This is a genomic window from Bacillus sp. HY001, assembly GCF_007558965.1.
GTDB classification, from domain to species: Bacteria; Bacillota; Bacilli; order Bacillales; family Bacillaceae_G; genus Bacillus_A; species Bacillus_A mobilis.
Genome location: NZ_VLTE01000057.1, coordinates 96,286 through 117,106, shown reverse-complemented (window position 1 = coordinate 117,106; position 20,821 = coordinate 96,286). Strand labels below are relative to the sequence as shown.

Here is a 20,821-nt window from a genome sequence, read left to right as displayed (position 1 = left end):
GAGAGCTGAGAGATTTGTCTTTTCCCTAACCATTTCGTAATAGCGAATAAAATAATTAATATGAATACAGAGCGAAGAATGACAAGTGTCCATTCCGGTAGGTGAGACATAGTCATTTCCTCCAGTCTACTTAAAACCCTTTATATTGAGGTTCTTCACGTTCTAATACTGAAACTCTATTCTGTAAATCAGCGATGATGCTGTCCATTTCTAACATACATTCATGAAATACACGTTTTGATTCCGCGTCCTGTGAATTTAGTGAAAGAGAACTTAAGCTTGCTTGAGCGCCCCTTACACTAGCGAGGCAGGTTTTAACGCTAGCGATAACAGTCATACGAACACCTTATCCTTTCGGTTTGAATAGCAATGCTCCAATGAATCCGAAAATAATAGCTGCAGATACGCCGGCGCTCGTTACTTTAAACATACCGGTGATGACGCCGACGATGCCATGTTTTGCAGCTTCTTCCATTGCGCCGTGAACGAGGGCATTACCGAAACTTGTAATAGGTACAGTCGCCCCTGCTCCAGCGAAATCAATTAATGGTTCATACAGGTTAAATCCGTCCAGTATAGCGCCGACAACAACAAGTGTTGCCATTGTATGAGCGGGTGTTAGCTTGCCGACATCAAACATAAGTTGGCCGATTACACATATGAGTCCACCAATGACGAAAGCCCAGAAAAAAATCATTGCGTTGCACCTCCGAATTCAATCGAAACGGCGTGAGCGATACACGGAATCGTTTCTTCTTGTTGGAATGTAAGTGGAGATAGTAAAGCGCCTGTCGCAACGACAAGTATTTTTTTGAACTCTCCTCTTTTCATTCGGTTTAATAAATGACCGTACACGACTGTTGCGGAACATCCTGGTCCACTTGCCCCAGCTATGACTGGTTGTCCGTCTCTATAAATAATGATTCCGCAATCTTGGAATTGTTCGCTCGTTACTTTTGTTCCGTGTTTATGTAGGAGGTCGTAGGCAATTTCACGACCGACATGTCCAAGGTCACCTGTTACGATTAAGTCGTAATAAGAGGCGTCAATTTGTCGTTCGCGTAAATGGGCTTCAATCGTATCGACAGCCGCTGGAGCCATCGCACCACCCATATTAAAAGGATCTGTTAATCCCATATCAATCACTCGTCCGATTGTTGCAGATGTTACTCTAGGGCCATGTCCAGTGTCGCTTAAAATAGCTGCGCCAGCTCCAGTTACTGTCCATTGTGCGGTAGGAGGTTTTTGACCGCCATATTCAGTTGGATATCGGAATTGTTTTTCTACAGCGGCATTATGGCTGGATGCTCCAGTTAATAAATACTTTGCGCCTTTTGCATTTACAATGCTTGCCCCGAGTGCTAATCCTTCCATTGAAGTAGAACATGCGCCGAATAATCCGAGATATGGTGTTCCGAGTGTACGGCAGGCAAAGCTTGTTGGAGTGATTTGATTAATTAAATCTCCTGCAAGTACAAATTGAATATCGTCTTTACGAAGCTTGGCTTTTTCAGTAGCGCGGCTACAAGCTTCTTCAAATAAAATTTTATGCGCCTTCTCGTAAGAATCTTGTCCGAGCCATAAATCTTCATGGAGGGTGTCGAAGTCTTCAGGTATATTTCCATTCGCTTCAAACGGTCCACCAACTACCCCGGTTGAGATAATAACTGGTTTGTTTTCGAATACCCATGTTCGGTGTCCTTGTAACATTTATAGACCTCCCCATTGAACGAGAATCGTTTTAATAAGTGCGATGACGAAAGCTGAAAATACACCAAATAAAATAACGGAGCCGGCTAATTTAAACATATTTCCTCCAACGCCGAGTACGAATCCTTCAGTCCGATGTTCAATACATGCTGCGATTACGGAATTCCCAAATCCAGTAACAGGTACAGCGGTGCCAGCTCCAGCGAATTGTCCGAGGCGATCGTATACGCCGAATCCAGTTAGCAACATGGAGATGAAAATAAGAGTTGCAACTGTTGGATTTCCTGCGGAACGCTCAGTGAAATCAAAATATGTGATATAAAACGTAGAAATGAGTTGTCCAATGAAACAAATAAAGCCACCGACGAAAAAGGCTTTTATACAATTTTTCAAGACAGGGCGCTTCGGTTCTCGTTCTTGCTCAAATTTTTTATACTCCTGTTGTACAGGGGTTAAGTTCTTATCTTTACTAGACATTGCGATCCTTCCTTTTCTTTTAAAAAGCGTTAAGTGTTAGACTCCATTTTTTTCCCGATGAGCTTTAATTGCTTATTAATCTCATCTTTAGATACTTTTTTTTCCTTAATCTTTCTTTCAAGCTTTTCGAGTAACATAAAGATTTTTTTATCTGTACTTACACGAACGTCGAAAGTAGGATGTTCATCACTTATCTGCTTTTGAAGCTTCTTACGTAAAGGTTTTAATCCAAACCTTTCGTGGTGCTCCGGTGTAACTGCTATGTAGAGATCTAAATTTGAATTCACTGCTGTGCTTTTTATAATTTCATCCATAGCGAGAGCTCTTTTCTTGGCTCCTTGTGATATAGATTGATTAAATGATTCCGTACTCGTCTTTGTTAATTTGGGACCTTTCTCTTTCTCCGTTCGTTTTGCTTCTTCTTTCACTTTTTTATCTAAGGGACTATTATCACATCCGGTAAAAGAGCTACATAGAAGGGCAAATAATGCGGTTATGAGGCCGAGTTTTCGCATGATTATCATTCCATTTCTATTGCAATATGTAATGTGATAGAAAAAGGATGACTGCATATCATCCTTTTTCTATTTCACAGCATGACGAATCCGTTATTGCTGTGAGTATTGTGGTTCTTCTTGTTGGACTTCTTCAACGCGTGGGTTTAAAGAATCGATAATCGTTTGTGTTTGCTCTGCAGCTGTTTGGAAAAGTTGCTTTGCTTGTTGGTTATCCGTATCAAGAGCGAATCCCTCTAAGCTAGCTTGTGCACTTTTTAATCCAGAAACAGTTTGCTTTAGTTTTGTAATTACAGTCATTGAATGAAGCCCCCTTTGGAATATCAATTCAAAGGTTATAATTTGTGAGTTGGGGTGAATTTATGATTGGAAAATTTAGGTTTGAAGCTTGCGAGGAGATCTTATATGAAAATAGGAGGAAATTAATACTAATATAAAAACCTTTATTTATTATGATATAAATGTTTATAATAGTTGCTTATGGAATTTAAATGCGGAGGTTGTACATGAATACTTTATTTTTATTAATGGCGATAGTAGGATTTGTTACTTTTCCAATCCTGACTGTTGTTTTTATTTTGTCTTTTTTTATGAAACGATTAAAACCACATAAGAAAAAAATATTGGTTGCTATGACAATAGGATTTCTTTTGTTGATTATAGGATCTGTTACTTACGAACCTAGCCCGGAAGAAAAGGCTCAAGCCGCGAAGCAAGCTGAGGAAGCGAAGAAAGAGAAGGAAGAAAAAGCAAAAGAAAAGGCTGCAAAAGAAGAGAAGAAAAAGGCAGAACAACAAGCTGAAAAAGAAAAACAAGCCGAAGAGAAGGAACAGAAAGAAGCGGAAGAAGCGAAGAAGAAAAAGGATCAAGAGGAAGCTGAACGCTTAAAAGTGGAAGAAGCTGAGAAGAAAAAGGCAGAAGAAGAGCAGCGCAAAGTAGAAGAGGTTGAAAAGAAAAAGGCAGAAGAAGCTGAAAAGAAGAAAGCAGAAGCTGAGTTAACAACGTTGCCTTTTGAAGAGTTTTTAAATAAATATTATGCTTTAAGTGTAGATGAGAATGGTAAGGTTTATGATGAAAATATTCATAAAAAAGTGTTTACATGGAGCGGTTATGTAGCGGATGTGATGGGCTCTAAAGTTGTAGTGAATACGAAGCAAATTACTAAACCGTGGAACGAATTTACTGGTGAGGAACAAGCACATACGTTTATTGCGAGTTTTGATAATAAGAAAGAACTAGCGAATGTTAAGCCAGGAGATAAGATTACGGTGTCTGGTTCGGTAGAGAGCAGAGGAGCATATATGCCAGAGAAAGAGTTGTACTCTTATTGGAAAATGTATAAGGGAAAGCTAATTAAGTAGTTAAAAAAGGAACGGATTCGCTCCTTTTTTCATGGTTGAATTTATTGAAATTAGGTATTATTTCCTACAAATAAATACTTAAACGTGTACTAGATGATCAACGCATAGAAAACATAGACTACGTAGCGAATTTAGGAAAGTATGAAATGAATGGCGAAAACATTAGCAAAGTATTAAACGCTATGAAGCAGGACGGCATTGTAAACGTAGCTCCTAAAGAGGTAGCGGAATGATTAGAAAAGCAAATATTAAAACCATGTCTACTCAGTTGTAACTAGCGGAGATGGTTTATAGTTTGAAAGTGTTACAAAGCAAGTATATATGGTATAGGTGCAAATTGTAGCAGGTTTACACTGTGTTCGTATGTCTGTATATTGAAATGCAAGGGAGTGACAGTAAAGGGATAACAACGCTTTATACGTCATTATCCCTCTTTTTTTTATAAAAATGGTCGGACTCGCTGGTGATAGTCCATCCAATCATTACTAATAGTGCTGCAAATATTTTGATACTCAGTTTATATGGATATGCGAGGTCTTGGAGATAAAAAACAGAGAAAACACCGATAATGCAACCGGCGATTGCAAGCATTAACCCTTTATATTTTTGTATAAGCATTTGGGAACTCCTTTCTTATGAGTTAAAATATTACATATATACATAATACAGGTTTGAGAGAGGTCGTTCAAAAGATGTTATATTTTAAATCTAATGAAAATTAATACATGCTAATGTTAGAATGATTTTGTTGGGAGAGCAGTTTCTTCTATATAATGTGTTATCAGATATTTTTATTGATTTGGCTGGGTTTTATTGCTATTATATGGAGAGAAAATAAGCAGGTATTTACTTGTTATATTTCACTTCTATTAGAGGTTTTTCGCAAGAAATTAAATGTGGAAAAGCGGAATAGAAGAAGGCTTAAAACCTTGATAATAAACGGTTTATAAAATTAGATCATGCGCCCATAGCTCAGTCGGATAGAGCGGTGGTTTCCGGTACCACGTCTGCCGGGGGTTCGAATCCCTCTGGGCGCGTTATGTATTGTTGATGTTACGTGTTGAAAATGAATAGTAAATCTAAAACAATCCCTTGTGTATGATTAGAAATAATCGTGTACAGGGGGTTGTTTCGTTATGAAAAGAATGAAAGTGTGAAATGCAATTTAATTTAGAATATTTTTTGATACTAAAAATTGAACGAGATATGTTGCACAAGCGTATTATTAAGTTGCTGAAACGAAGTTAGGGCAAGTAAGATAGTAGTGATTCACAAAGTGATAGGGATAGAATCGACGCATTTGCCAGGAAGATGAAGTTTAATAAAAGTGAACATTTTTCGTTGGCACTATGGGACTTTCTTGACTGTTATGAAGGAGAAGAAAAATGAAAAAAGATCCTCGTAAGCTATTTGAGATAAAACCGTTTCTTACATGTATGGAAGAAGAGGAGTGCGGAGAAAAAGTCTATTATGTAATGATGACACATCACAACAGTAGTGTGACTCGTCATAGAATAACGAAAGATGATGCATTCGAGATGTTAGTTGCGTATGCAAAAGGGATACCGGAAATTATGGATCTATTTATGGAAGATGAAAATTTCAATGAAGTTTATAAGATAACGGCATCGTTAGGTATTTATTGCAGTTAAGTAAAAAGTACATGTATTCGATATGTACTCTCTATTGTAAAAAAAGGTCTGAACTTACATTTGTAAGTTCAGACCTTTTTTTATTACTACTTGTTATATCTAGTGATAAGATTTACTATTAGTATGTGGTAATAATTTTATCTCGCTATTATTTTCTTTCAATATTATTCAAATTTTGGTTGTAAGTTGTAAATCTCATTAATACATATAAATTAATAATATTTTGGAATGGGTGTCTGCGTGAGGATTCTCCTTTTACCAAACTTATTGTACAATAGAAACAAGGGGGAGATTAGTTTGAAGGCAAGTCTTTTACAAGAACAAAGCTTACGTTTGGCAATGACACAAGAGTTAAGGCAAGCGATTACAATGCTCCAGTATAATGTACAAGAATTATCGGAGTTTTTGTATGAGCAATCGTTAGAGAATCCCCTTATTGAGTTAGGTGGTTTTGAGAGGGAGAAGAAAAAGAGCTCTAACAACAGTAAAAGTACCAGCAAACAAGTCGAGAATCAGATGGAAATCTACAGTGTGGATTCTACAACGATTCAGCAACATTTATTAAATCAAATACAGTATTATAAAATAGATGAAGAAGAGCGAAAAGTAGCTTCTTTCATTATTATGAACATGGATGGAAATGGGTATTTACAAGAAACGAACGAAGAGTTAGCGGATCTCCTTTCCGCACCAATTCATGTAGTCGACCGCTCTGTAGAGCTTGTCCAATCGCTCGAGCCAGCAGGGGTAGGGGCGCGTAATATTCAGGAATGTCTAACTTTACAATTGAAGCGCTTACAAAGGCGGAATGGATTAGCGGAAGAGGTTATAGAGGATCACTTCGCTTATTTCGTGAAGAAGGATTGGCGAAAGCTTGTTCAAGTGTTGAAGTGTAGTAATGAAGAATTGCAATCGGCGGTGAACTGTATTACGTCCCTGCAGCCGAAACCAGGTCTTGCGTTTTCTTCTGATAAACCACTTTACATTGTGCCTGATATGGCGGTGAAAAAAGATGGTGATCGTCTCGTTTTACAAATGAATGAGAGAAATATGCCGAGAATTGAAATTCATTCTGAGTATAGTGCACTTCTGAATGATAGTGAAAGTGAAGTAGCATCTTACGTATCAGAAAAGTATCAGCATGTGCAGTGGATTATGCGCAGTTTAAAACAGAGAAAACAAACGCTTCTGCAAGTGATGACCATTATTATGGAAAAACAACATGATTTCTTCTGGGAAGGTCCAGAACATTTAAAGCCACTTGCTTTAAAAGAGGTAGCGGAAGAGTTAAGTGTGCATGAGTCTACAATTAGTCGTGCAACGCGAAATAAATATGTGCAAACACCACACGGTTTATTTGAGATGAAATCGTTCTTTAGTAATGCTGTTTCTACTACTGAAGATGAAGCAGTTTCTACAAAGCGTGTGAAACAGTTTATTCAAACGCTTGTTGAAGCGGAAAATAAGAAAAAGCCACTTTCAGATCAAAAGATTTCAAAATTATTAGAAGAAGAGCATGAAATCGTTATTTCTCGAAGAACAGTGGCAAAGTATAGAGAACAAATGCACATTCCAGCGTCGTCATTACGAAAAACGATTGGATAGGTGAAGAAGATGGAAGTTGTACTGTATACAAAAAAAGATTGTGGCCTGTGCGTGCAGGCGAAACAAGTTTTACAGGAAGTACAATGTGAATATTCTTTTCAAATTGAGGAAATAGATATATATGAAGATAATGACCTTTTAGAAAAATATCACCTAATGATTCCGGTTGTAGAAATAGGCGGGAAACAGGTGGAATATGGTAACATTCACAAAGGTGTCATAATAAACTATATAAAGAATGCAGTTAAGAGTTGAATAAGTTTCTATCTCCTGTTACAATAATACACGTAGCAGGGATTATTTTTTTAATCTATGTGGGACACAAAATGTCACTACGGGACGTAAAGTGACCACGAGGAAAAATGAACCAATGTAGTGAGGAGAAAAGATATGCGCTCATGGATTCAGAACACAAAAAAATTATTACCTGATCTGCTACCTGTTATGCAAACGAGAATGCAAATTCTTCAATACATTAGGCTCATGCAGCCGATTGGAAGAAGAAATTTGTCAGCAAGTCTCGGTATGACAGAACGAGTATTGCGAAGTGAAGTTCAAGTTTTGAAAGAACAAAACTTAGTTCACGTCGCTTCTTCTGGAATGACTTTGACAGAAGAAGGAACAGCTTTAGTTCTTGCTTTGGAAGACTTTATGAAAGAAATTTCCGGGTTAAAGGTTTTAGAAAAGCAACTTAAGGAAACATTAGACTTGGATGAAGTTTTCGTTGTCCCTGGTGATAGTGATGAATCGCCTTGGGTCAAACTGGAGATGGGCCGTGCTTGTGTGACTTGTATAAAAGACCGTCTGACAGCGAATAATATCGTTGCTGTGGCTGGAGGAACTACGCTAGCTGCTGCTGCGGACATGATGCAGCTTGATTGCAAAGATTTACATATGCTATTTGTCCCAGCACGTGGTGGAATTGGAGAAGGCGTCGAATTAGAAGCCAACACCATTTGTGCCAAAATGGCGCAAAATACGATGAGTAATTATCGCTTATTGTATGTTCCAGACCATGTTAGTAGCGAAGCATATGCGTCTATTGTGACAGAGCCTTCCGTGAAAGAAGTTCTTGAGTTGATTCGATCTTCCAATATCGTCATTCATGGAATAGGTGATGCGTTAACAATGGCACGTCGCAGAAATACTTCAGAAGCAGATTGGTTAAAGATTCAAGCAAGCGAAGCAGTTGGCGAAGCTTTCGGTTACTACTTTAATGAACAAGGAAATGTTGTTCATAAAGTAAGAACAGTTGGTATGCAACTTGAGGATTTACAACATGTATCTCACGTTGTTGCAGTCGCTGGAGGTTCTTCAAAGGCAAAGGCAATACAAGCTGTAATTAAACAAGGGCACACTTCAATTCTAATTACAGATGAAGGTGCAGCAAAACAGTTAACAAAGGGTATTACCCTTTAATATAATCCCCCAAGGAGGAAATTCAAATGACTAAAATTGGTATTAATGGATTTGGACGTATCGGACGTAACGTATTCCGCGCAGCTCTTAACAACTCTGAGGTAGAAGTAGTAGCAATCAACGACTTAACAGATGCTAAAACATTAGCTCACCTTTTAAAATATGACACAGTTCACGGAACTTTAAATGCAGAAGTATCTGCTAACGAAAACAGCATCGTTGTTAACGGTAAAGAAATTAAAGTTATCGCTGAGCGTGACCCAGCTCAATTACCATGGAGCGACTACGGAGTAGAAGTAGTAGTAGAATCTACTGGCCGTTTCACTAAAAAATCAGACGCTGAAAAACACTTAGGTGGATCAGTTAAGAAAGTTATCATCTCAGCTCCAGCTTCTGACGAAGATATCACTGTAGTTATGGGTGTTAACCACGAACAATACGATGCAGCTAACCACAACGTAGTATCTAACGCTTCTTGTACTACAAACTGTCTAGCTCCATTCGCTAAAGTATTAAACGAAAAATTCGGCGTAAAACGCGGAATGATGACAACAATTCACTCTTACACTAACGACCAACAAATCTTAGACTTACCACACAAAGATTTACGTCGTGCTCGTGCAGCAGCTGAAAACATGATCCCAACATCTACTGGTGCAGCTAAAGCTGTAGCATTAGTATTACCAGAACTTAAAGGTAAATTAAACGGTGGCGCTGTACGTGTTCCAACTGCTAACGTTTCTCTTGTTGACTTAGTTGTTGAACTTGACAAAGAAGTAACAGTTGAAGATGTAAACGCAGCATTCAAAGCAGCAGCTGAAGGCGAATTAAAAGGTATCCTTGGATACAGCGAAGAGCCATTAGTATCTATCGACTATAACGGATGTACTGCTTCTTCTACAATCGATGCATTATCTACAATGGTAATGGAAGGTAACATGGTTAAAGTACTTTCTTGGTACGATAACGAAACTGGTTACTCTAACCGTGTAGTAGACCTAGCAGCATACATGACTTCTAAAGGTCTTTAATTCTTAATTATATAAGTAATCAATGACAAAACGAGGGAGAGGGTTTGTTCCCTCTCTCTCTTCTTTCGTTTTAAAAGCAAATGTGTTAAGCTTTTGAGTGGGTTTTGTCAATCCTAACTAGTAGTCGGAGGGAAATCCAATGAACAAAAAATCAATTCGTGACGTAGATTTAAAAGGTAAGCGTGTATTTTGCCGCGTTGATTTCAACGTACCTATGAAAGAAGGCAAAATTACAGATGAAACTCGTATCCGTGCAGCTCTTCCTACAATTCAATATTTAGTAGAGCAAGGTGCGAAAGTTATTTTAGCAAGTCACTTAGGCCGTCCAAAAGGTCAAGCAGTAGAAGAATTACGTCTTACTCCAGTAGCAGCACGTTTAGGCGAGCTTCTTGGTAAAGATGTTAAAAAAGCAGACGAAGCATTCGGACCAGTTGCACAAGAAATGGTTGCAGCAATGAACGAAGGCGACGTATTAGTTCTTGAAAACGTACGTTTCTATGCGGGCGAAGAAAAGAACGATGCAGAACTTGCGAAAGAATTTGCAGCACTTGCTGACATCTTCGTAAACGATGCATTCGGTGCAGCTCACCGTGCTCACGCTTCTACAGCAGGAATCGCAGACTACCTACCAGCAGTATCTGGTCTATTAATGGAAAAAGAGTTAGATGTATTAGGTAAAGCACTTTCTAACCCAGAACGTCCATTCACAGCTATCATCGGTGGTGCGAAAGTAAAAGATAAAATCGGTGTAATTCGTCATCTATTAGACAAAGTAGATAACTTAATCATCGGTGGCGGACTTGCTTACACATTCGTTAAAGCTTTAGGTCATGAAATTGGTCTATCTCTATGTGAAGACGACAAGATCGAACTAGCTAAAGAATTTATGCAACTTGCAAAAGAAAAAGGCGTAAACTTCTACATGCCAGTTGATGTTGTAATCACAGAGGAATTCTCTGAAACTGCAACAACTCAAATCGTTGGTATCGACTCTATCCCTTCTAACTGGGAAGGCGTGGACATCGGTCCTAAAACACGTGAAATTTATGCAGATGTAATTAAAAACTCTAAGCTTGTTGTATGGAATGGACCAATGGGTGTATTCGAAATGACTCCATTCGCAGAAGGTACAAAAGCAGTAGGACAAGCATTAGCAGATGCAGAAGATACATACTCTGTTATCGGCGGTGGTGACTCTGCAGCAGCTGTTGAAAAATTCGGTATGGCTGATAAAATGAGCCACATTTCTACTGGCGGCGGTGCGTCATTAGAATTCATGGAAGGTAAAGAGCTTCCAGGTGTAGTTTGTCTTAACGACAAATAAGTAGCAGCCAAAGAAAAAGGACGGTGCAAAGCATGCGTAAACCAATTATCGCAGGTAACTGGAAAATGAATAAAACTCTATCTGAAGCAGTTAGCTTCGTAGAGGAAGTTAAAGGTCAAATCCCAGCAGCTACAGCTGTTGATGCAGTAGTTTGCTCTCCAGCTCTATTCTTAGAGCGTCTTGTAGTAGCGACTGAAGGAACTGACTTACAAGTAGGTGCACAAAACATGCACTTCGAAAAAAATGGTGCATTCACTGGCGAAATTAGCCCAGTAGCACTTAGCGACTTAAAAGTAGGCTACGTAGTACTTGGCCACTCTGAGCGTCGTGAAATGTTTGCTGAAACAGATGAGTCAGTAAACAAAAAGACTCTTGCAGCATTTGAACATGGTTTAACACCAATCGTATGTTGTGGTGAGACTTTAGAAGAGCGCGAAAGCGGAAAAACATTTGATCTAGTAGCAGGTCAAGTGACAAAAGCACTTGCAGGTTTAACAGAAGAACAAGTTAAAGCAACTGTTATCGCTTATGAGCCAATCTGGGCTATCGGTACAGGTAAATCTTCTTCTTCTGCAGATGCAAACGAAGTATGTGCGCACATCCGTAAAGTTGTTGCAGAAGCTGTTTCTCCAGAAGCTGCAGAAGCTGTTCGTATTCAATACGGCGGTAGCGTAAAACCAGAAAACATTAAAGAGTATATGGCACAATCTGACATCGACGGCGCTTTAGTTGGCGGTGCTAGCTTAGAGCCTGCTTCGTTCTTAGGTCTTCTGGGGGCGGTAAAATGAGAAAGCCAACAGCTTTAATCATTCTTGATGGTTTCGGACTACGTGAAGAAACTCACGGGAATGCTGTAGCACAAGCTAAGAAACCTAATTTTGATGGTTACTGGAACAAATTCCCTCACACAACGCTTACAGCTTGTGGTGAGGAAGTGGGTCTTCCAGAAGGTCAAATGGGTAACTCTGAGGTTGGTCACTTAAATATCGGTGCTGGCCGCATTGTATATCAAAGCTTAACACGCGTAAACGTTGCAATTCGTGAAGGTGAGTTCGATCAGAACGAAACGTTCCAAAATGCAATTAAAAGCGTAAAAGAAAAAGGTACTGCTCTTCATTTATTCGGTTTACTTTCTGACGGTGGTGTGCACAGTCACATGAACCATATGTTTGCTCTTCTTCGCTTAGCAGCAAAAGAAGGCGTGGAGAAAGTTTATATCCATGCATTCTTAGATGGCCGCGATGTTGGACCACAAACAGCAAAAGGTTATATCGATGCAACAAATGAAGTGATTAAAGAAACAGGAGTAGGACAATTCGCGACTATCTCTGGTCGTTATTACTCTATGGACCGTGACAAGCGTTGGGATCGCGTAGAAAAATGTTACAGTGCTATGGTGAATGGTGAAGGCCCTACTTATAAATCAGCAGAAGAGTGTGTAGAAGACTCTTATGCAAATGGTATCTACGATGAATTCGTATTGCCGTCTGTAATTGTTAACGAAGATAACACGCCAGTTGCAACAATCAATGATGATGATGCAGTTATCTTCTATAACTTCCGTCCAGACCGTGCAATTCAAATTGCTCGTGTATTTACAAACGAAGACTTCCGTGAGTTCGATCGTGGTGAAAAAGTACCTCACATTCCTGAATTCGTTTGTATGACACATTTCAGTGAAACTGTAGATGGTTACGTGGCATTCAAGCCAATGAACCTTGATAACACATTAGGTGAAGTTGTTGCGCAAGCGGGATTAAAGCAACTTCGCATCGCGGAAACTGAAAAGTATCCGCACGTTACATTCTTCTTTAGTGGTGGTCGTGAGGCTGAATTCCCAGGAGAAGAGCGTATCTTAATTAACTCACCGAAGGTTGCAACGTATGACTTGAAACCTGAAATGAGCATTTACGAAGTAACAGACGCTTTAGTAAATGAAATCGAAAATGATAAACACGATGTTATCATTCTTAACTTTGCGAACTGTGATATGGTTGGCCATTCTGGGATGATGGAACCAACAATTAAAGCAGTAGAAGCAACTGACGAATGTTTAGGAAAAGTTGTAGAAGCGATTCTTGCAAAAGATGGTGTAGCACTTATTACTGCTGACCATGGTAATGCTGATCAGGAGTTAACTGCTGATGGTGGACCAATGACAGCTCATACAACTAACCCGGTTCCTTTCATCGTTACAAAAAATGACGTAGAGCTTCGTGAAGGTGGTATTTTAGGAGATATCGCCCCAACAATGCTTACACTTTTAAATGTGGAACAACCGAAAGAAATGACAGGTAAAACAATTATTAAATAATTTGCTTATATAAAAAGGAGAGAATTTATTATGTCAACAATTATTGATGTTTATGCTCGCGAAGTCCTTGACTCTCGTGGTAACCCAACTGTAGAAGTAGAAGTTTACACAGAAAGCGGCGCTTTCGGACGCGCTATCGTACCAAGTGGTGCATCTACTGGTGAGCACGAAGCAGTAGAATTACGTGACGGTGACAAATCTCGTTACCTTGGTAAAGGTGTTCTAAATGCAGTAAACAACGTTAACGAAGCAATCGCTCCAGAAATCGTTGGTTTCGACGTAACTGACCAAGCTGGTATCGACCGTGCTATGATCGAATTAGATGGCACTCCAAACAAAGGTAAACTAGGCGCTAACGCTATCCTTGGTGTATCTATGGCAGTAGCTCACGCAGCAGCTGACTTCGTAGGTCTTCCATTATACCGTTACCTTGGTGGATTCAATGCAAAACAATTACCAACTCCAATGATGAACATCATCAACGGTGGTTCTCACGCTGATAACAACGTAGACTTCCAAGAGTTCATGATCTTACCAGTTGGTGCTCCAACATTCAAAGAATCAATCCGTATGGGTGCTGAAGTATTCCATGCACTTAAAGCTGTATTACATGACAAAGGTCTTAACACTGCAGTAGGTGACGAAGGTGGATTCGCTCCAAACCTTGGTTCTAACCGTGAAGCATTAGAAGTAATCATCGAAGCTATCGAAAAAGCTGGTTACAAAGCTGGCGAGAACGTATTCTTAGGAATGGACGTTGCTTCTTCTGAGTTCTACAACAAAGAAACTGGTAAATATGACCTTGCAGGCGAAGGCCGTACTGGCTTAACTTCTGCAGAAATGGTTGATTTCTACGAAGAGCTTTGCAAAGACTTCCCAATCATCTCTATCGAAGATGGTTTAGACGAAAACGACTGGGATGGTCACAAATTATTAACTGAGCGTATCGGTGATAAAGTACAATTAGTTGGTGACGACTTATTCGTAACTAACACACAAAAACTTGCTGAAGGTATCGAAAAAGGTATCTCTAACTCAATCTTAATTAAAGTTAACCAAATCGGTACTTTAACTGAGACTTTCGAAGCTATCGAAATGGCTAAACGTGCTGGTTACACAGCAGTTGTATCTCACCGTTCTGGTGAAACTGAAGATGCTACAATCGCTGACATCGCAGTTGCAACTAACGCTGGCCAAATCAAAACTGGTTCTATGAGCCGTACTGACCGTATTGCTAAATATAACCAATTATTACGTATCGAGGATGAGTTAGGCGAAATCGCTGTATATGACGGTATCAAGTCATTTTACAACATCAAACGATAATCGTAATAAGTAAAAAAATCGACTGAACTTTGTTGTACACGTTATATTGCTTACGTTCGAGGTAAGCAATACGACACGATGAAGTTTGTCATACACAAACCTCTTGTTTATGTGTTAATCCACGTAGACAGGAGGTTTTTTGTTTTGCTTGATAATTTGTTAAAGGAATTTATATTCGAATTGAAGATTAAGAACTATTCGGATAGGACGATTGATACCTACAAGTACAATGTGGGATTGCTGATAACATATTTGAATGAACATCATGAAGTTGATGATATTGAGGATATAGCGCCATTTCATATTAAGAAATTTGTTCAACATCAAATTGGATTAGGCAAGAAAGCGAATTACATTAATACATTGATTAAATCCTTGAGGAGCTTTTTCAAATATCTTGTGACCGAAGAATATGTACCGATGAATGTTATGAACAAAATCAAATTGCTGAAAGAAGATACAGAAGTGATAAAGACGTTCACGGATGATGAAGTGGCAAAAATGATTGATTCCTATGATTTTAAATCGTATTTAAACGCACGTAACAAGGTCATCCTTGCAATGTTTGTTGATACAGGCATACGAATGTCGGAATTAATCAATTTACAATCTGAGTGGGTTTACGATACGAATATACGAATTATGGGAAAGGGCTCGAAATGGAGATTCGCTCCAATAAGCTTGATGCTCAAGAAGTACATGATAAGATACGAGCGGATTAAAGCGAAGTATTTCGAGAAGAAGGCACTGGAGCATGATAATTATTTTTTAACAAGGGCTGGCAAACCGATATGTACGGTGCAAATTGAAAACATCGTCAAAAACGCTGGTTTACGTGCTGACGTTCGAAAAGACATTCGTTGTAGTCCGCATACATTACGTCATTACGCCATTCAGGCAAACCTCAGGAACGGGCTAGACCTGTATTCATGCTCAAAGATTGCGGGACATGAGAATATTCAAGTGACAAAACGCTATCTTCAAGGACTTGAAACGGAAAATATATTGGAAATGGCACAAAAAACAAGTCCGCTAATGAATTTACGATAAAAAATAAAAAACGAACGGATTATAGGACTGGCATCCTACCGCTCGTTTACCCATGATACAACAATCCCAAAGGACTATTGTGCTTTTATTTTAGCATGATTGTCTCTTTGAATCAAAAGGAGAATTATGTATGGATATTAAAAATGAAATCAACCACATTCAGAAACGTTTGCTTGAACGACTGAACGTTAAAAATCGATCCACCTTGTTTATTATTATCGAGGCAATTTCTCAACAAGCTTACGCAAAAGCTTCGTTCGTAGTGTCACAGAAAAATTCTACGCTTGCAATTAAATGTGGCGTTACCGCTTCTACTATTTCACGAAACCTCAAGAAGATTAAGGATAAATGTGCGGATTTAGTTCAGATTGAACAAAATCGTAATGTATCAGAACAATTCGCTTCGTTAGTATTTACGCTGATTCCACAAGAAAAAGGAGACCCTAAAACGGTGCAACCTTTAGAATGTCAAACGGTAGTGTCAAACGGAGAACAAACGGAGCAATGCAATGATGATACGGAATGTCATGATATTGCTGAATCTCCTTCTAGTTGTTTTTCTACTCATTCCGTAGTTTATTCTTCTAATCATAATAATAATTTAAATACTAGTATTGTTAACAAAGAGGACGTTATACAAAACGATATTATTCACGAGGAATATGTACATGCACGTAAAAACGGAATCAGTAGGAAGATGTTTTCTAAAGTCATTGATGAAATCAAAAATAAAAATAATATACGTAATCTCAAATCATATATCCGTGGCACGATTAACAACATAATCAATCACATTGCATTCCGTGACGGTACAAAAATATATGACAATCCAATGAATCAATTTTTTTATCAATGGCTCAACGAGTGATATACGCTCATTTTTGACCATATTTAACGAGATTTAAGGATATTTTATTGAATATTAATATTCAACGAACAGTCGTTTGAATGACGGTATTTCCTGTATGTGGTAAAAATGACGTATGCCATATGGGGGTGATATGTATGCCATCCGATGAAGAATATGAAAATATGACAATTGCTGATGGATTGAAAGAATATAGTAAACTCATGAAGATGTTTAAAAAGCGTAAAGTGACACGCACACGCAATTTCGTAGGCGATATTGGGGAATCTATTGCAATTGAACATTACTGTAATTCGCCACATTTACCAAATTTGCGTATGGTGGAAATAGGAATGAAGCACATAGATGCCATTAGTGATACAAATGAACGTTATAGTATAAAAGCCACACGTACCAAAATGACAGGAGTGTTCAATGGTCTCAATGACCCTGACTCCGATATGCCACAGGAAAAATTGTTCGATTATGTGATTGTGGTGTTATTTGATGAAGATGTTTCGCTACAGGCGATATATGAGGTTGATTGGGAAGCGTTTTTGTCATTGAAGAAGTGGAACACATCTAAAAGAACATGGTATTTAACCGTTAGCAACGCATTAAAGCGTAAATCCAAAATAATATATGAACTATAACATACATAAACAAAAAAATGACCACACACCAAATTAATGATGCGTGGTCGTAGCGAAACAAACCTAAAATTCGTTATTCACTATCTCGAATCGAACATTTTTACCGAATGATGTTTTAAATTACATTGTTTGAGAAGGCAAACAAATGCAACTTATAATACTATTATATTGAATCACTTTGATTTGTAAGGAAGCCACATGAAGAAATATGATCTTTGAGAATCTAATAAAATGCTGATTTTACTCATAAAAAAAAATTAGGAGTCGGAAAATCGACTCCTAATGGATTACTTCATTTTTAAAACTTTGATAGCCGCTGGATTCAATACTTTACCATCCATATAGCCATCTAATACGATTAACTGAGAACCACGTAAAGCTTGTTTACTGTCACCAGTGATGTGTTGTAAGTTTAAGCCTTTTTTAGTCATTGTTACATAACCTTCGCTGAAGTTAGCGAATAATACAGCACGTTGTCCAGTTTCTGGTGCTGGCATTGTGTCGTTAATTAAAACAGGTTGACCGAATAACTTGAAGACTGGGCCAGTTTCAGCAACGTCACGTACTAAGTAGTATTCACCGTTTTTGTCATTTTTCAGTTTAGCAATCATGTTGAACGTTTGACGAGATACTACCCAAACTGCTCCACCGATGTACGCAGGGTTCATTGAGTTGTAAAGGTCAAGTAATTCCTCGATTGCGATAACATTAGTAGCAAGACCTGCTTGTTCGCCAATTGTAAGGTCATTTAAGATACCTTCAAATTCGCCTTTTTCTTTTTTACCGATTAAAACAGAATTATCAAGCGTTAAACCAAGACGACGAGATAGTAAACCGATAGAATAGTTAACAACGTCGATACCTGAGTCATTTACTAATTGTTGAGAAAGCTCAATAGCAGTACCAACACGTTTTTGGTCTAAACGTACTTTGTCCATTGTGAAATCGTTTAAAACAACATCTTCCATTTCACCGACGAATCCAGCAGTACCCATTGATTTTTCACGTAAAATTTCTAAAAATCCACTTACAGGAGTGAAGTTGTTAGTACGAGCAAAAATTGGTGCTTGCTCATTCAATTTTTCAACGATATAATCTGACATTATTGTTGGGATAGTTAAAAATCCTGTTCCTATTTGTGTCCCGTAGTTAGCTTGCATTGCACGAAGTTCTTCTCCATCTTGTTTACGGATGAATTGCTCTACCGCACGAGTTTCTGTTTCGAAAGTATTATTTTTATTCATTGTAATTGCTCCTCTTGTTTCTGTTTTATTGGTATATTCAACTGATTGGATTTTTTCATCAATCGAACGTAATTCTGCGAGAATTTCAGATTTTGCATATTGCTGACCTTCATCGAGCGAACGATTTTCTGTTGTTAAAATTTGTTTGTTTTCGTTGTAAATTTTTGTTTTTAGTTCGTGGAGTTCTTTAATATTCATATCTGTTAAGTTCCTTTCTTTCATGTTTGGGATTTCAATTTCATTTACGACTTCTATAGAGCGTGCTTGGATATTTGATTGAACGTAAGCGGGGTCGCTTACACAACTGACTTCTGATAAAGCAAGGTCAGTAATTGTTCTTTTCATGATTTCTCCTGCTTTTTCCCAAGTGTTTTTGAGAACTGTCATTCCGAAGGACATTGACGATAATTCGCCATCTTTAATTAATTGATAAGTGTCCTTTCCATATTGAGTTGGAGAAATACGAGCTTCCATGTAAAGACCTTCAGGTGTTTCTTCAAGTTTCAAAGTTCCATTTTTTGTTGATGCAAGTAACTTATCTCGATTGTGTTCTTTGAGAAATTTGATATTGCCACCACGTTTAATCGCATTGGCGAATGTATCAGGCATAATACGTTCGATGAATGCTTTCCCATTCTTCGCTGGTAATGGTTCAGACCAAGAACCAGGGCGATTAACAATCCCTCTAACTAAAAGAAGCCCATCAGAAGTTTCGTTGACTTCCGACAGGCTCACATCATAATTACGTAATTCAATTGTTTGGTTTGCCATCGGCAACGCCTTCTTTCTGTTTATTTGTTGTCCCACCGTCCATATTAGGTACTTTCATTTCGCCTGTTTCAGGGTCGTATAAGGCATGTTGTAATCCCCACATGAACACATCATTTTTAATTGGTGGTAAATCTAATTTGTAACGAGCTTCATTGATTGTAAGTAATCCTTTTTCAAGACCCAGTCCAACCGCTTCGATTTTTTCTTTTTCCGTTGTTCGAATCAATTCGGAAGTGTCGAAACGGAAAAAATATCCTTCTGCTTTTTCTTCCTCAGTTAGCAAATATTGATTGTACGCATTTTCAAAGTCTACGATGATTGGAGTTAAAGTGCTCTTTAAGAAATGTAATTGGTTCTGTTCAAGTGAGCCATATTTGTTAGCTGCAATGCTAATCATTGACTCAGGCACACCAAATAATTTACAAATTTCAGAGTTTGTTTCCTTTTTCGTTTGGTGCATTTGAATTTCATCAGGATTCAGTGAAATTTGTTCATACTCCATACCTTCTTCAAGAATCACCGTTTTTGCGGAGTTTTGCACACCGCCGTATAAAGAAGCCCAAGCATCTCTTAAACGGTCAACCATACTTTGTTTAAGACGAGCGTTTGTTTTTAACACACCTGTCGGCATTGCACCGTTTTTATAAATATTAGATGTGTACTCCATTTCATCTAAAGCTTGACTTAAAATTTTTTCTCCACGTTTTAACACACCAACACCTTGATACGTATTCAATGGGTTGTTTAAAATACGGAGTAAATCTCCTTCATTCAAATTTGTTGTTTGTTTTTGTTTAAAAAAGATGTTATTTCCTTCAAGTGTTGTTAATGTGAAGTCAGCACTTACTAAATTTTTCCCATCATGATATGCTTGCACATTCACATTTTTGGCTGGTAAATGAACAAGTTTTTCAATATCCCCATAAACGGTAATGTTGTCGTTGATAACTTCTTTTTCTCTTTCGATGTCAATAAAAACTTCACCGTGCAACATATAATCTTTGACCATTAATTTTCTTGTATTAATTGCATTCATATTTGGTGCTGATTGGTCATTCAACAATTTTATGCGGTAATCATCATGAACTTTCTCCATTGATCCGTCTTCTGCTTCACGATACAAATGAACAGGCATTTGTGCCATTGAACCAGTGATAATATCCATGCAACTTGTAACAGTCGAAATGGTCATTACTGACTCTTCTGTAGTGGGTGCCGATTGTGTCAGTGCTTTTATTGTTTCTGCGGTCATATCTCGTTTTTCAAAAAAACCGAGAAATGAATCTCTTGCTCTTGTAATAACATTTGACATTCTTTATACGTCCTTTCATGAGAAATACAAATAGACGTAACACTCGGTTACGCCTACGTTAAATATTTAATTCCTTTATAATGCCAACAAAACGGTAAATTGTTGGCACGAAAAACAATTAAAAGAACTACGTGCAAATGTGAAGAAGTGACATTTACACATTCCGAAAAACAGTAACAGAAATGGAAGTAACAGTTACTGTAAATATGG

General features: G+C 38.1%; 22 protein-coding genes and 1 tRNA gene. 14 read left to right on the top strand and 9 right to left on the bottom strand.

From position 1 onward, the window contains the following. Positions 1–130 precede the first annotated feature (130 nt). The 6 genes from FOT98_RS23690 to FOT98_RS23665 all read right to left on the bottom strand — a co-directional run bounded on the left by FOT98_RS23690 (position 131) and on the right by FOT98_RS23665 (position 3,002). Positions 131–337 carry a DUF1657 domain-containing protein gene (locus FOT98_RS23690; protein WP_002167398.1) on the bottom strand — a complete coding sequence of 69 codons (207 nt, stop codon included), beginning with the start codon at positions 335–337 and terminating at the stop codon, positions 131–133. A 9-nt stretch (positions 338–346) separates the two neighbouring features. Beyond that, positions 347–697, bottom strand: coding sequence for a stage V sporulation protein AE (spoVAE, locus tag FOT98_RS23685; protein WP_000575922.1), 351 nt, complete (start codon positions 695–697; stop codon positions 347–349). Next, entirely contained in the window at positions 694–1,710 is a 1,017-nt protein-coding gene (gene spoVAD / locus FOT98_RS23680) for a stage V sporulation protein AD (RefSeq protein ID WP_088027980.1), read from the bottom strand. The genes spoVAE and spoVAD overlap by 4 nt, the downstream gene beginning before the upstream one ends. Further along, a complete protein-coding gene (gene spoVAC / locus FOT98_RS23675) occupies positions 1,711–2,187 on the bottom strand; it encodes a stage V sporulation protein AC (protein ID WP_063263108.1) in 477 nt (158 codons plus the stop codon). 29 nt (positions 2,188–2,216) lie between these two features. Continuing rightward, on the bottom strand, positions 2,217–2,702 hold the full coding sequence (locus FOT98_RS23670) for a YhcN/YlaJ family sporulation lipoprotein (RefSeq protein WP_071721503.1): 486 nt from the start codon (positions 2,700–2,702) through the stop codon (positions 2,217–2,219). A gap of 93 nt (positions 2,703–2,795) precedes the next feature. After that, positions 2,796–3,002, bottom strand: a complete 207-nt coding sequence (locus FOT98_RS23665; RefSeq protein ID WP_000216160.1) for a DUF1657 domain-containing protein — start codon at positions 3,000–3,002, stop codon at positions 2,796–2,798. A gap of 206 nt (positions 3,003–3,208) precedes the next feature. Between FOT98_RS23665 and FOT98_RS23660 the strand changes: the two genes are divergently transcribed. Next, entirely contained in the window at positions 3,209–4,063 is an 855-nt protein-coding gene (locus FOT98_RS23660; RefSeq protein WP_063263110.1) for a hypothetical protein, read from the top strand. A 414-nt stretch (positions 4,064–4,477) separates the two neighbouring features. On the opposite strand, the gene FOT98_RS23655 is transcribed toward FOT98_RS23660, so the two are convergent. Continuing rightward, positions 4,478–4,681: a hypothetical protein gene (locus tag FOT98_RS23655; protein ID WP_063263111.1), complete on the bottom strand. Its 204-nt coding sequence runs from the start codon at positions 4,679–4,681 to the stop codon at positions 4,478–4,480. Positions 4,682–5,024: 343 nt separating this feature from the next. Between FOT98_RS23655 and FOT98_RS23650 the strand changes: the two genes are divergently transcribed. The 13 genes from FOT98_RS23650 (at position 5,025) to FOT98_RS23590 (ending at position 17,284) form a co-directional block, all read left to right on the top strand. Further along, positions 5,025–5,100, top strand: a tRNA-Arg gene (locus tag FOT98_RS23650). Positions 5,101–5,448: 348 nt separating this feature from the next. Next, positions 5,449–5,715, top strand: coding sequence for a hypothetical protein (locus FOT98_RS23645; RefSeq protein WP_063263112.1), 267 nt, complete (start codon positions 5,449–5,451; stop codon positions 5,713–5,715). 297 nt (positions 5,716–6,012) lie between these two features. Beyond that, on the top strand, positions 6,013–7,320 hold the full coding sequence (gene rpoN, locus FOT98_RS23640; RefSeq protein WP_063263113.1) for an RNA polymerase factor sigma-54: 1,308 nt from the start codon (positions 6,013–6,015) through the stop codon (positions 7,318–7,320). Positions 7,321–7,329: 9 nt separating this feature from the next. Continuing rightward, complete coding sequence (locus FOT98_RS23635) at positions 7,330–7,575, top strand: glutaredoxin family protein (protein WP_063263114.1); 246 nt, start codon at positions 7,330–7,332, stop codon at positions 7,573–7,575. A gap of 135 nt (positions 7,576–7,710) precedes the next feature. Beyond that, a complete protein-coding gene (cggR, locus tag FOT98_RS23630; RefSeq protein ID WP_001258183.1) occupies positions 7,711–8,739 on the top strand; it encodes a gapA transcriptional regulator CggR in 1,029 nt (342 codons plus the stop codon). Between the two features lie 26 nt (positions 8,740–8,765). Next, positions 8,766–9,770: a type I glyceraldehyde-3-phosphate dehydrogenase gene (gene gap / locus FOT98_RS23625; protein ID WP_000161234.1), complete on the top strand. Its 1,005-nt coding sequence runs from the start codon at positions 8,766–8,768 to the stop codon at positions 9,768–9,770. A 139-nt stretch (positions 9,771–9,909) separates the two neighbouring features. After that, positions 9,910–11,094, top strand: a complete 1,185-nt coding sequence (locus tag FOT98_RS23620; RefSeq protein WP_001036332.1) for a phosphoglycerate kinase — start codon at positions 9,910–9,912, stop codon at positions 11,092–11,094. 32 nt (positions 11,095–11,126) lie between these two features. Beyond that, a complete protein-coding gene (gene tpiA / locus FOT98_RS23615) occupies positions 11,127–11,882 on the top strand; it encodes a triose-phosphate isomerase (RefSeq protein WP_063263115.1) in 756 nt (251 codons plus the stop codon). Continuing rightward, positions 11,879–13,408, top strand: a complete 1,530-nt coding sequence (gene gpmI, locus FOT98_RS23610) for a 2,3-bisphosphoglycerate-independent phosphoglycerate mutase (protein WP_001231145.1) — start codon at positions 11,879–11,881, stop codon at positions 13,406–13,408. Before tpiA ends, gpmI begins: the two co-directional genes overlap by 4 nt. Before the next feature lie 30 nt (positions 13,409–13,438). Continuing rightward, a complete protein-coding gene (eno, locus tag FOT98_RS23605) occupies positions 13,439–14,734 on the top strand; it encodes a phosphopyruvate hydratase (protein WP_000103948.1) in 1,296 nt (431 codons plus the stop codon). Positions 14,735–14,878: 144 nt separating this feature from the next. Next, on the top strand, positions 14,879–15,784 hold the full coding sequence (locus tag FOT98_RS23600) for a tyrosine-type recombinase/integrase (RefSeq protein ID WP_063263116.1): 906 nt from the start codon (positions 14,879–14,881) through the stop codon (positions 15,782–15,784). Positions 15,785–15,914: 130 nt separating this feature from the next. Further along, complete coding sequence (locus FOT98_RS23595; RefSeq protein WP_063263117.1) at positions 15,915–16,652, top strand: hypothetical protein; 738 nt, start codon at positions 15,915–15,917, stop codon at positions 16,650–16,652. A 137-nt stretch (positions 16,653–16,789) separates the two neighbouring features. Further along, the gene (locus FOT98_RS23590) at positions 16,790–17,284 is read left to right on the top strand and encodes a DUF6998 domain-containing protein (protein WP_063263118.1); all 495 of its coding nucleotides are present in this window, start codon (positions 16,790–16,792) and stop codon (positions 17,282–17,284) included. Positions 17,285–17,571: 287 nt separating this feature from the next. On the opposite strand, the gene FOT98_RS23585 is transcribed toward FOT98_RS23590, so the two are convergent. Together FOT98_RS23585 and FOT98_RS23580 are read right to left on the bottom strand one after the other, a co-directional pair. Further along, positions 17,572–19,299, bottom strand: a complete 1,728-nt coding sequence (locus tag FOT98_RS23585; protein WP_063263119.1) for a phage major capsid protein — start codon at positions 19,297–19,299, stop codon at positions 17,572–17,574. Then, the gene (locus FOT98_RS23580) at positions 19,280–20,611 is read right to left on the bottom strand and encodes a phage portal protein (protein WP_063263120.1); all 1,332 of its coding nucleotides are present in this window, start codon (positions 20,609–20,611) and stop codon (positions 19,280–19,282) included. The genes FOT98_RS23585 and FOT98_RS23580 overlap by 20 nt, the downstream gene beginning before the upstream one ends. Positions 20,612–20,821: the final 210 nt, after the last annotated feature.